This window comes from Gilliamella apicola (genome assembly GCF_003202655.1).
Classification (GTDB): domain Bacteria; phylum Pseudomonadota; class Gammaproteobacteria; order Enterobacterales; family Orbaceae; genus Gilliamella; species Gilliamella apicola_R.
Genome location: NZ_QGLR01000009.1, coordinates 626,763 through 639,560 on the forward strand (window position 1 = coordinate 626,763; position 12,798 = coordinate 639,560).

At 34.8% G+C, this 12,798-nt stretch carries 12 protein-coding genes; 9 read left to right on the top strand and 3 right to left on the bottom strand.

Annotation, left to right across the window (positions count from 1 at the left end; all coding sequences use genetic code 11):
- Positions 1-8 precede the first annotated feature (8 nt).
- The 4 genes from rbbA to DKK70_RS07570 all read left to right on the top strand — a co-directional run bounded on the left by rbbA (position 9) and on the right by DKK70_RS07570 (position 5,174).
- Entirely contained in the window at positions 9-2,804 is a 2,796-nt protein-coding gene (rbbA, locus tag DKK70_RS07555) for a ribosome-associated ATPase/putative transporter RbbA (protein WP_110433422.1), read from the top strand.
- A 5-nt stretch (positions 2,805-2,809) separates the two neighbouring features.
- Positions 2,810-3,940, top strand: coding sequence for an ABC transporter permease (locus tag DKK70_RS07560; protein WP_110433423.1), 1,131 nt, complete (start codon positions 2,810-2,812; stop codon positions 3,938-3,940).
- A gap of 71 nt (positions 3,941-4,011) precedes the next feature.
- Complete coding sequence (locus DKK70_RS07565) at positions 4,012-4,434, top strand: hypothetical protein (RefSeq protein ID WP_110433424.1); 423 nt, start codon at positions 4,012-4,014, stop codon at positions 4,432-4,434.
- 365 nt (positions 4,435-4,799) lie between these two features.
- Positions 4,800-5,174, top strand: coding sequence for a hypothetical protein (locus DKK70_RS07570; protein ID WP_110433425.1), 375 nt, complete (start codon positions 4,800-4,802; stop codon positions 5,172-5,174).
- A 28-nt stretch (positions 5,175-5,202) separates the two neighbouring features.
- Here DKK70_RS07570 and DKK70_RS07575 read toward each other — a convergent pair whose 3' ends face one another.
- Both DKK70_RS07575 and DKK70_RS07580 read right to left on the bottom strand, forming a co-directional pair.
- On the bottom strand, positions 5,203-6,468 hold the full coding sequence (locus DKK70_RS07575) for a Y-family DNA polymerase (protein ID WP_110433426.1): 1,266 nt from the start codon (positions 6,466-6,468) through the stop codon (positions 5,203-5,205).
- On the bottom strand, positions 6,468-6,911 hold the full coding sequence (locus DKK70_RS07580) for a LexA family protein (RefSeq protein WP_034882192.1): 444 nt from the start codon (positions 6,909-6,911) through the stop codon (positions 6,468-6,470). Before DKK70_RS07580 ends, DKK70_RS07575 begins: the two co-directional genes overlap by 1 nt.
- Before the next feature lie 542 nt (positions 6,912-7,453).
- Between DKK70_RS07580 and DKK70_RS07585 the strand changes: the two genes are divergently transcribed.
- From DKK70_RS07585 to DKK70_RS07595, 3 genes are all read left to right on the top strand, one after another.
- Positions 7,454-8,542 (top strand): RNA ligase RtcB family protein, encoded by a 1,089-nt coding sequence (locus tag DKK70_RS07585; RefSeq protein ID WP_110433427.1) that lies wholly within the window; start codon positions 7,454-7,456, stop codon positions 8,540-8,542.
- Entirely contained in the window at positions 8,542-9,159 is a 618-nt protein-coding gene (gene prfH, locus DKK70_RS07590; protein WP_110433428.1) for a peptide chain release factor H, read from the top strand. The genes DKK70_RS07585 and prfH overlap by 1 nt, the downstream gene beginning before the upstream one ends.
- 228 nt (positions 9,160-9,387) lie before the next feature.
- On the top strand, positions 9,388-10,917 hold the full coding sequence (locus DKK70_RS07595; protein ID WP_110433429.1) for a tannase/feruloyl esterase family alpha/beta hydrolase: 1,530 nt from the start codon (positions 9,388-9,390) through the stop codon (positions 10,915-10,917).
- A 71-nt stretch (positions 10,918-10,988) separates the two neighbouring features.
- Here the strand turns inward: DKK70_RS07595 and DKK70_RS07600 are convergent, their stop codons facing one another.
- Positions 10,989-11,357 carry a winged helix-turn-helix transcriptional regulator gene (locus tag DKK70_RS07600; protein ID WP_110433430.1) on the bottom strand — a complete coding sequence of 123 codons (369 nt, stop codon included), beginning with the start codon at positions 11,355-11,357 and terminating at the stop codon, positions 10,989-10,991.
- 169 nt (positions 11,358-11,526) lie between these two features.
- Between DKK70_RS07600 and DKK70_RS07605 the strand changes: the two genes are divergently transcribed.
- Together DKK70_RS07605 and DKK70_RS07610 are read left to right on the top strand one after the other, a co-directional pair.
- Positions 11,527-11,997: a nuclear transport factor 2 family protein gene (locus tag DKK70_RS07605; protein ID WP_110433431.1), complete on the top strand. Its 471-nt coding sequence runs from the start codon at positions 11,527-11,529 to the stop codon at positions 11,995-11,997.
- A gap of 513 nt (positions 11,998-12,510) precedes the next feature.
- Entirely contained in the window at positions 12,511-12,792 is a 282-nt protein-coding gene (locus tag DKK70_RS07610; RefSeq protein WP_034882183.1) for a PTS sugar transporter subunit IIB, read from the top strand.
- Positions 12,793-12,798 lie beyond the last annotated feature (6 nt).

Below are 12,798 nucleotides of genomic sequence, written 5' to 3' on the forward strand. Positions count from 1 at the left end.
GATAGCATATGTCAGAATCAGGTAAAAAGGATTTGACGTTACTTGCGGATGGTAAGGCCATTGATGATGCGGTGGTAAATGTGAGTAATGTCACATTGCATTATAAAAAAACCTGTGCACTTAATGATGTTAGTATTGCAATCCCACCAAGATGTATGGTGGGATTGATTGGTCCTGATGGAGTAGGTAAATCTAGTCTGTTGTCATTAATAGCGGGTGCGCACGTCATTCAAGAAGGAATAGTCAACGTTTTAGATGGTGATATGAAAGATAAATCACATCGTAAAAACGTGTGTACCCGTATTGCTTATATGCCACAAGGTTTAGGAAAAAACCTTTATCCAACACTTTCCGTTGAAGAAAATTTACAATTCTTTGCTCGTCTATTTGGTAATGATGCCGCCGAAAGACGACGCCGCATCGATGAGTTAACTAAAAGCACTGGCTTATATCCTTTTTTATCCAGACCAGCTGGACGTTTGTCTGGAGGGATGAAGCAAAAAGTAAGTTTATGCTCTGCCTTGATTCATGATCCTGATTTACTTATTCTTGATGAACCGACCACCGGTGTTGATCCACTTTCTCGCGCGCAATTTTGGCAATTAATCAATAAAATTCGCCAGCAACGACCGCAAATGAGTGTTATTGTTGCTACTGCTTATATGGATGAAGCGCAAAACTTTGATTGGTTAGTCGCGATGTATGGCGGTAAGATCCTTGAAACCGGTACGCCACAAGCCTTATTGGCTAAAACAGGCAAAGATAATTTAGATGATGCCTTTATTCAGTTGATGCCAGAAGATGCTAGAGAAGGTTATCAAGCGGTTGAAATCCCACCATTAGATCTGAACAAAGATTTACAAGTAGCGATTGAAGCCAAAGGCTTAACCAAGCAATTCGGTGATTTTATTGCGGTTGATCACGTTAATTTTTCTATAAAGCAAGGTGAGATTTTTGGTTTTTTAGGATCGAATGGTTGTGGTAAATCAACAACCATGAAGATGTTAACCGGTTTATTATCGATTTCATCTGGTGAAGCTTGGTTGTTTGGTAAACCGGTTGATGCCAGTGATATTAATGTTAGACGGCATTTAGGTTATATGTCGCAAGCGTTTTCACTTTATAGTGAATTAACTGTTGAACAGAACCTTGTATTACATGCCCGGTTATTTGGTATTGAAGAGAGCAAAATACCAGCAAGAGTTCAGGAGTTAGTTAAGCGTTTTGGTCTGGAAAATGAGTTGAAAAGTTTGCCAGATAGTCTACCTTTAGGGGTGAAACAAAGACTTTCTTTATCTGTTGCTGTGGTGCATAATCCTGAAATTCTTATCCTAGATGAGCCTACCTCTGGGGTCGATCCGATTGCTCGTGATGACTTTTGGCGTTTAATTATTGAACTTTCTCGAAAAGATAAAGTCACCGTATTTATCACTACCCACTTTATGAATGAAGCGGCGCGTTGTGATAGGATCTCATTAATGCATGCAGGTAAGGTATTAGCGAGTGATACGCCTGACAATATCATCCATTCCAAAAACGCGAAAACCCTTGAAGATGCCTTTATCCGATATTTAGTCGATGCCGGAGCAGATGATACTCATAGCGATGAAAAAATCAGTGAAGAGCCGAAAACTGTACCGAATGAACCAGTTCAGACAGGTACTCAACATCTACAAGGGTTTAGTTTAACACGTCTGATTGGATGTTTATGGCGTGAAACGTTAGAGTTATCACGCGATCCGCTGCGAGCATTGTTAGCACTACTCGGTTCGGCAATCTTAATGTTAGTGATGGGTTATGGTATCACTATGGATGTCGAGGATCTAAATTTTGCGGTATTAGATCGTGATCAAACGATTACTAGCCAAAATTATGTTACTAATCTCTCTGGTTCTAAACGCTACTTTATTGAGAAACCGCCAATCATTGATTATGATGATATGGATCATAGAATGAGAAGTAATGAGATAGCATTAGCTATTGAAATTCCACCTAATTTTGGTCGTGATATTCAGCGTGGTGATCCGGTTAATATCGGTATTTGGATTGATGGCGCCATGCCATTACGTGCCGATACCATTAAAGGATATGTACAAGGTATGCACCTTGCTTGGTTAAGTGACAAAATCAAAACCACCACCGGCACCGCATCTAGCTCATTGGCAAATATTGAAACGCGTTATCGTTATAATCCGGATATTAAAAGTTTGCAAGCCATGGTGCCAGCCGTCATTCCTATTTTACTCTTGATGATTCCGTCAATGTTAGCGGCATTATCCGTAGTGCGCGAAAAAGAGATGGGATCAATAATTAACTTATATGTAACCCCAGTTACACGAACAGAGTTTTTACTAGGTAAACAGGTTCCTTATATTGTTATTTCGATGCTTAGCTTTTTATTGCTGTTGCTAATGGCCGTTACTATATTTGGTGTACCGATAAAAGGCAGTTTGCTAACTTTATGTTTAGCCGGATTAGCTTATTGTATTATTGCTACTGGTTTTGGTTTACTTGCATCGACAGTAACACGTAGCCAAATTGCGGTTATCTTTTTAACCTGTGTTGGTACTATGTTACCGGCGATACAATTTTCGGGGTTACTCAATCCTGTAGCATCATTAGAAGGGAGTGGGCGATATATAGGTGAAGTTTATCCAACAACCCATATGCTTATTATTGCCCGTGGTGTTTTCAATAAGGCATTAGGATTTTTTGATTTACATAACTCGATATTTACCTTACTGATTACTATTCCGATTATACTTGGTGCAAGTATATTCCTCCTCAAGAAACAAGAAGGATAGATATTATGCAAAGTTTTATTAATATTTATCGCTTAGGTATTAAAGAGTTATGGGGATTGATTCGTGATCCAATCATGTTACTGTTAATCGCCTACTGCTTTACACTGGATATTTATACCGCAGCTACCGCAACTTCAGACTCACTTCATCATGCTTCAATTGCGGTGGTTGATGAAGATGATTCACCGTTATCTAGGCAAATTATCGCAGCACTTTATCCACCAATGTTTAATAAACCTGTTAAATTAAATTCAATGGATGAAGTTGACCGCGGAATGGATACCGATAGTTATACCTTTGCATTAAATATACCGCCTAATTTTCAACGCGATGTGTTAAATAACCAAAGTCCAGAGATTCAACTTAATATTGATGCAACCCGAATGGGGCAGGCTTTTGTTGGTAATGGTTATATTACGCAAATTGTCACCAGTGAAATAACTAAATACTTTAATCAAATGGATAAACCAACCAGTTTGCCGGTCAATATTGAAGTTCATGCGGCCTTTAATCCTAATTTAACCCGTTCTTGGTTTGGTTCTGTCATGGAGATTATTAATATAGTTACCACATTGTCGATTATTTTAACCGGTGCTGCGTTAATGAAAGAGCGCGAGCATGGTACTATCGATCACTTGCTATCAATGCCTGTGACACCATTTCAAATTATGATCTCAAAAGTTTGGTCTATGGGGCTAGTGGTACTAGTTTCGACTTGGGGTGCACTGTTAGTTGTCGTTCATGGTTGGTTAAATGTGCCAATTGAAGGCTCGATTACCTTATTTTTAATAGGTGCAGCGTTACATTTATTCGTGACAACGTCACTTGGGATCTTTATGGCAACCGTGGCTAAATCAACAGCACAATTTGCGATGCTATTTATTTTGATTCTTTTACCGTTACAGATGCTTTCTGGTGGTAGTACGCCGCGAGAAAGTATGCCGGAAGTGGTACAAAATATTATGTTATTTGCGCCAACCACTCATTTTGTCGAATTAGGGCAGGCAATTTTATATCGAGGAGCTGGTTTAAGTGTGGTTTGGACCTCGTATGCGTGGTTATTAGGAATCGGTAGTGTGTTTTTCCTTATTGCACTGAAACGTTTTCGTAGCTCAATTGTTAATATGGGTTCTTAATTTTATGAATAATAAAAGTGCAAAAATTAACTTTATTTGCACTTAACAATTTAAATTGTTGAAGTTTTTTTATGAAAAAAATTCATTTATTAAAATATATTATCGCAATTGTAGCTGTTATTACTATTCCTTTTGCAATGGCCGAATCTTCAGATAATATTGATAATAATACAACTGAAGCTATTCACGTCTATAATCCAAGAGCACAATTTTTAGATGTCAATAACAAGGCAACTGAATTTATTACCGTTTATAACAAAGAGCATCATACTAATTTACATACTGTCGAAGTAAATGGAACATATTGTTTACCTAGTTGCCTTGTACCATTAAAAGCTGATTGGAAGATATCTCAAGCTCATGGTGGTAAAATTCCTTTTCGATATGTTATTTCTGTTTCTTGTGAAAAATCGACGGATAATAGATATAGAGAATGGTATATTGATGTGCTAGTTCGCAATGAACAAGGAAAATCAATTCAATCGATTGATTAAAGGTCTATTTTTTTGATTTATCAGTTAATCAATTGTCTATTTAGCAAAAGTTAACTTGTACCAATGATTAATATACCATTAACTGAGTAAATTTCGCTTGATTTGCTAAGCAACGGTTTGTCTGATATTGCCTAGTAAATAGTATTCATTCTATTGAATTAAAACCGACAAATCTTATCGTGGTTTAAGTATTTTTTGGCTGTTTTGTTGCATGCGTGGTTAGTTGCTAGTGGTATTATCTTCTTTATTATTGCGCTTAAACGTTTTGGTAGTTAATTGTTGATATTGACATCTATTTTTTATCAATGTTAAAGTTACGAAAATAATGTTTTTTCACTTAACAATTTAAATTATTAAAGTTTTTTATGAAAAAGATTCATTTACTAAAATATAGTATCGCAATTGTAGCTGTTATTACAGTTCCTTTGGCACAGGCTATGACGCTTGATGAAGTTTTCGGTGAAATTGATAATAAGGCGACTGAATTTATAGCCACCTATAATCAAGAACATCATACTAATTTACATACACTTGAAGCAAATAGAAAATTTTACGCATCTAACTGCCTTTTACCATTAAAGGTAAAGTGGCATAAACTACATTTAGGCTTAAAAAATCTTCCTCACAAATATGTGCTTTCAATCTCTTGTCAAAAATCTATTGATAGTGATCATAGAAAATGGGATGTATATGTTGATGTAAGAAATGAACAAGGTAATTCAATTCAATCAATTGATTAAATTATTATCTTAGCGGTTAATCCGTTATCTATTTTACCAAAGGTAACTCATCCCAACGAGTCGTATATCGTTGGCTAAGTCGCTCTCGCTTGATTTGCCATGCAGCAGTTTGTCTGATACCACCTAAGTGAATAGTATTTTTTCCCATTTTCTGATTGATGTCATCTATGGTTTTCATTAATTGTTCACTTTTGTGTTTTTCAGTTGCTGATGTTTCAGCAGTAAATAAATCCGATTGACAATAATTATCTTTAGTTTTTAAATCAAGTAGCATCACACCTGATTTCATAAATAAAAAACCTGGTTTATAAATGGATCGTAACCCTTTTTGAGCCGCATGAATGATTAATCTTGAATCATCGGTCGCCGATAATAATGGCACCACAACTGACGGATTATATTGAGGTAATTCTGGTCGAAATCGGTTGGTTTTTAAAAAGATCAATACGGAACTGGCAACTGATTTTTGCTTTCTTAGTTTCTCTGCGCCACGGCTGGCATGCACACGAATTGCTTCTTGTATATCAAATAGATTATTGGTTAAATGGCCAAAACTACGTGATGTCATAATATTTTTTTTAGCGGTATGCAGATCATCTAATTCAATACAACTAATACCACGAAGTTCAAGCACAGTACGCTCAAGGACAACTGAAAATAACTGTCTGATTTGTTTTAAATTAGCTTGATATAAATCCCAAGCGGTGTGAATACCTAATACTTTTAACCGTTGAGCAATTCGCCAACCAACTCCCCATATATCTTCAACCGAAAATTGTTTTAAAGTGGTTGCTATCTCTTCTTGATTAGTAGGAAAACAATAAACACCTTGATAGATGGGTTGTTTTTTGGCGATATGATTAGCTAACTTTGCTAATGTGCGAGTAGTGGCAACCCCTATACTGACAGGGATGCCCGTATCTCGTTTTACTATTGCTTTTAAATTTTGGCAATGATTTAAAACATGACTAAATCCGTTTAAATGAATAAAGGCTTCATCGATAGAATAAAGCTCGATATCCGCAGTATAATGGCGAACGGTATCAAATACTCGCTGACTCATATCTCCATAAAGCTCATAATTAGAGCTTAATAAGGTAATTTTTTTTTGAATATGGGGTGGAATTTGATAGGCCGGCATACCCATAGCGACTAATGGTTTTAATTCATTAGAACGAGCGATTACACAACCATCATTATTAGAAAGGATTCCAATTGGTTTTCCTTCTAATTTGGGATTAAATACTCGTTCACAGGATGCATAAAAATTATTACAATCAATTAAACCAATCATCAATGCCCCCGTTTGCGTAGAGAGTGAATAGTATGTATTACTACTCCCCAAATATGTACTTCTTTGCCAGCTAGTGAAATAGGTGGATAAAGCCGATTACCAGACAATAAATGATGTTCGCCATTAATAAAACTTAAACATTTACAAGTTAATTCACCGTCAACAGCAGCAACAACAATATCATCGATTTTCGGTTCTAAAGAGCGATCAACAACAAGCAAATCACCACTATAAATACCATAATCGATCATTGAGTCGCCAATCGCTTTAATATAGTAAGTGGCGCTTGGATGTTTGACTAAGTGGCTAGTAAGATCTAATTTTGTTTCTAAATAATCATCAGCAGGCGAAGGAAATCCTGCTCTTACGGGTGTATCAACCAAAGGTAAATAAACGGCGAGCGAACTATTTGCCTGCCCAAGAATTACACAATATTTATTCAAGAAAATACTCCAACAAAATAATAAAAAACGAATAATGCAAGATTATTCGCATTAAAAAAAGAAATATGTATAAATATACAGTGTAAAATTCTTAATTCAATAAAAATGAGTGTAAAAAAAGATAAAAATAGATTACTAAAAAGGATAATTTGTTACTTTACAAGTCACTAAAATTTAATTAGGATATGCGCCATTATAAATAGCGAAGGAGATTTTATTATGATTTATTTAACAAACCTTTGTGGGCTGATCAGCCAATAATTAAGTAACTTTTTCTATTCTTACTTCAATTCAGTTAGCTGACCTTAACCTGCCAATTAATTTATACCCATTGTTTAAAGACAACTTGATACTATTCAAGTAAAACTAATTATTGAAAAACGTATTAATAGTGATCACATCGTCACTAGATAAAATTAAACATTTCTTAACGGCCAATGTTTGATTTGCCTATGCGTTTTATTTAAATAATTCATTTAAAAAATTGTCTTTAAACAATATTAGAAAAAATAACAATAATATTTATTTAAATGGATTGATATATGGACAATTCTATACAGGTGCTATCTGATAAAGCGTCACTAATAGCATCTAAAAATACTTGGATCGAAGGTTTAGCAATACAACAATTACTGACAACGGCCGATTTACCCAATATGGTTAAAGTCATGGGGATGCCCGATCTTCATCCAGGCAAAGGCTACCCGATTGGTGCAGCATATTTAAGTCGTGAAATAATTTATCCGGCATTAATTGGTAGCGATATCGGTTGTGGCATGGGATTTTGGCAAACTGATATTAATCTTGCCAAATTGAGTATTGATAAATTAGCTAAGAAAATAGGTAATATTGATTTGCCTGATACTCATCATAAATATAATTTAGGCACTATTGGTGGCGGGAATCATTTTGCGGAAATTCAAAAAGTCAGTAAGATTTTTGATGCAACATTATTTAATCACTACCAACTTAATGCCGAAAAACTGTTTTTATTAGTACATAGTGGTTCAAGAGGTTTAGGACATGCTATTTTGCAAAATCAATTATCACGCTTTGGTTATCAAGGCTTAGCAGATAATAGTGATGATGCATTAAGATATCTTGAAAAACATGATAATGCGGTGGCTTTTGCTCAGTTAAATCGTCAAGTAGTGGCTGACAGATTAATGACTAATTTGAATACTCAAGGTCAAGAAGTGCTTAATGTTTGCCATAATTTTTTACAAAAAGTTACTATAGATAAACAGAGTTATTGGTTACATCGTAAAGGTGCATCATCAGCAATGGATGAGCTAGTGATTGTGCCAGGATCACGTGGTGATTACAGCTATTTAGTTAAACCGATTCAACGCGAAGATCTACTTATGTCATTAGCACATGGTGCTGGACGTAAATGGCGTCGAGCTGATTGTAAAGGTAAGTTGGAGAATCGCTATTCAATGCAAGAACTTAAACGTACCAAACTAGGTAGTCGTGTTATTTGTGAGGATAGTAGTCTTATTTTTGAAGAAGCACCACAAGCTTACAAATCAATTGATAGTGTAATTGAATCAATGCAGCAAGCGAATATTGTTACTGTTATTGCACAATTAACACCAATATTGAACTATAAAACACAAGGAGGTCACTAATGGCATTGCTGTTTTTTTCCTCCGCTAGAGGACCTGATGAGTGTACTTTAGCTGTTGCTAAAGCGGTAACGCAATTTTTAATAGAGGCCGATCAAAAGTCAGTAACTACTGAAATTATCGAAAGTGTATTGGGCGATAAGCCCAATACTTTTCGGTCAGTATTATTGTCGGTTGAAGGTATAGAAAGTGAGGCGTTAATACAGCGTTGGCTAGGTACAATACAATGGATATGTCAAAGTCCTTATCGTCCAACCCATAAGCGTAAAAATTGGTTTTTGGGGGTAACTTGTTTACCTAACCCTATGGAGTTAAAGAATAATACCATTGAATTTACTACTATGAAATCATCAGGAGCAGGTGGTCAACATGTCAATAAAACAGAATCAGCTGTGCGAGCAATACACTTAGCGACCGGTATTAGTGTTAAAGTGCAAACCGAACGTAGTCAACATGCGAATAAACGGTTAGCCAAATTACTATTGGCGCACAAATTAGCGCAATATGAGGTGGATCAACATGAACAACAAAAAAATATCCGTCAACAGTTCCACTATTCTATATTAAGAGGTAATAGCCAATTGATCTTCTATGGTGAAAAATTTCAGGAGAAAAAATGATAAAGAAAAATTAAAAAATTTCTGTATTATAAGCAGATAGATTCTTTTTCATATTTTTTTAGCTGAAATAGATGCGACAAGATAATTTAGATTTTAGATTAAAATCTGTCAAAATGATATTTAATGATGGGAAATAATAATTATTAATGTTGTTATTTACAGAACTAATGACTAATATTAATTCTAAAATAGTAATAGAAATTATATTTTGAGGGTAGGAATAGGGAAATGATAAAATATGGTTTATTGGTTTTATCAGTTTTAAGTTATTTAGGAGCTTCAACTAATGCGATGGCGATCAATGCTAATGTAGAAGAACGTTGTCTCGCTTTAAATAACTTGCATCTAGATAATGCAAGAGTTGTAAATACCGAAATAATTGTTGATAGCTTTTCACCATCTTCTCAATTATCTGACACCTTAAGAGGTGCTACCACCAAAGAGATTGTTGATTTACCACAGTTTTGCCGCGTCGAATTAACAATTCAACCCTCTATTAATGTTGAAATATGGTTGCCTACTAATTGGAATCAACGATTACAATCAATTGGTGGTGGTGGTTATGCTGGATTTATACCATTTGATAAATTAGCTGAAGCCGTTAAGCATGGTTATGTTGCCGCGTCTACCGATACCGGACATAAAGGTAATTTGATGGACGGTAAATTTGTGCTGAAAGATAGAAAATTACAAAACGATTTGCTAACTGATTTTGCTTATCGTAGTGTGCATGAAATGACTGTCAAAACCAAACAAATAATAATGTCATATTACGGTCAAGCAGCAAATTACGCATATTGGAATGGTTGTTCAACCGGGGGAAGACAAGGGTTAATGGAAGCACAAAAATATCCTGATGATTATGATGGTTTATTCATAGCCGCACCCGCAATCCATTGGGATAAATTTGTACCTGCAGAATTATGGCCGCAAGTGGTCATGCAAGAGGAGTTAGGTAGGCCGTTCGAAGAAGAAAAACTCGAAAAAGTCAGAAAAATGATTATTGAGCTTGCTGATGAAAAAGATGGTATTAATGATGGCTTAGTTAGCGATCCAACAACATTATTCGTTAATCAAGAGTTGTTAATTAACGCCGGGCTTGATGATGATGAAATTCGAGCATTGCAAAAAATTTGGCAAGGCCCAACAGATAGTAATGGCAAGTTTTTATGGTTTGGTATTGAGCCGACTGCGCCACTTGATGTATTAGCTAGTAGTAAAGGTCCTTTTCCAATTCCAATTGATTATTTAAAATATTGGGTTAAAAAATCGCCGAATTTTGACTGGAGAAGGTTAGGCTACAAAGGTTTTGAGAACTATTTTAATGAATCGGTTGAACTATTTCGCCCAATTATGGGAACAGATAACCCAGATTTAACCGAATTTAAAAGATTGGGCGGTAAAATGATAATTTGGCATGGTTTGAATGATCGTTTAATAGCGCCCAAAGGAACCATTCAATATTATAATAATGTATGGAAAATGATGGGTGGCAACGATTCGGTAGATGATTTTTTAAAACTCTATTTAGCGCCGGGTGTTGACCATTGTAATGGTGGTGAAGGTCCAGATAAAGTTAATGGCTTTGAGTCAATGGTTGTTTGGGTAGAAAAAAAACAAGCACCGACTAGACTTATCGCGCAAAAAATTGAAGATGGTGAAATAACCCTACAACGTCCTCTTTGCCAATATCCACAAAAAACGATATATAAAGGTGAAGGTGATACTAACAATCCTGAAAACTTTATCTGTCAGTAATTTAATCACTAGCTAGCCAATATTTTGGGTTAGCTAGTTTTTAACTTTTTCAAAAAGAGATATTTGCATAATCATAAATTTTGTGTTTTTCTCGCTCGACAAATCGCTTCATGATTTTCATCCGCCCACTGTATTAAGGTATTCATTGGTTTAAGGAACGATAAGCCAAGTTCAGCTAAAGCATACTCTACTCGAGGAGGAACTTGAGCGTAGACGGTTCGAGTAATATAGCCATCATTTTCAAGCCTTTTTAATGTTCGCGAAAGCATTTGCCGAGATATATCACCGATTTCTTTATGTAATGTATTAAATCGCATCACATCATGTTCTAACGATTTTAAAATTAAAAGGCTCCATTGATCACCAATTCTATCGAGAACATCACGAATAGGGCAAGGATGATCGTATTTGATCAATTCATTTTTTGCGTTTTTTTTCATATTTATTTTTTTCCTAAAAAGGTTAAGTCATTTTGGATTGACCTAGTCATATTTATGTTACTTCTTGTTTTATTTTATTTTTATTGTTACCATTCAAATAGTCTATATTGTAGACTAATTATATGTTATAGCTAGAATTAATTTAAAGTCAAATAGGAGTGGGACTTATATGAATGTAATTAAAAAGCGTTTTTTAGTTGGATTTTGTTTGCTAAGTATTACCAGTATTGTTGCTGCAAAAGATTTAACTCCAAGAAATTTAACTCAAGAGGAAGAAAACCGCGCACTGGTTATCAATTTTTATGATAACTTTTTTAACAAACACCAAGTCGATGTGGCAACTAAAACGCTTGCTGAAGATTATAAACAACACAATCCATATGTCCCAGATGGTAGATCACCGGCAATTACTTATTTCGAAGGTTTTTTTAAAGAAAATCCTCAATCAAGTGCTAAGATAATTCGCTCGTCAGTGGATGGGGATATCGTATGGTTGCATGTCCATTCTAAAGTTAATAATGATGATCTTGGTAAAGCGGTAGTGGATATATTTCGGGTTAAAGATGGCAAGATTGTAGAGCATTGGGATGTGATCCAAAACGTACCAGAACATGCTGAAAACAGCAATACAATGTTTTGAGGATTGTTTCTATAATTTATCAGCGCCTTAATGGCGCTTTTTAATTCTTCTTTAATTTTTTCAACTTAATTATTAAGTAAAATTTACTGTTTATTTCGATATTCGATCTCATTATTTGCCTTTCACAAAAAAATCGCTGTTTTTTTGTTCTTTTGATAGTGTCTTTTTTGAACTAGATCACAAAAATAAGCGTTTTTACCTTGAAGAATTCAATTTATCAATTTTTAGTGGTTTTAATGAATTTTTTATTTATTGATAATAATCATAATGTTAACTTTTTATCTTTTCACTTCATCTAATTATTTTGACTTCAACTTTATGATTACTTTGTGACTTGAATCACCCGCTGTATCGAACAGTGTGATATTCATCACGAATCAGTAACTTTTCCTTATTTAATATAAAAATTACCAAATAGCTTAATAAATAAGAAATTTGTAAGAAATTTATATTTTAGTTTTAAGTAAAAAAATAACCCAACGTTATTTAAAAAGTCAAAAAAGGAGATTAGCAATGTTGAAAATTCGAACAGTATGTGGAAATGGTATTGGTAGTTCATTAATGGCAGCCAATCACGTTAAGAATATCTGTGCCGCTTTGAATATCAAAGCTGATGTAGCGTCAATTGATTTTGCTAATGCCGAAGGTGAAAAAGCAGATTTATATGTGACCATTAAAGATTTAGCTAAACAATTTTCTGATCAATCAAAAGTTGCAGTTATTCGTAGCTATGTCAATAAAAAGCAAATTGAGGAAGACATTAGTGAAAAATTACAGCAATTAGCTGAAATTTGATGTGCT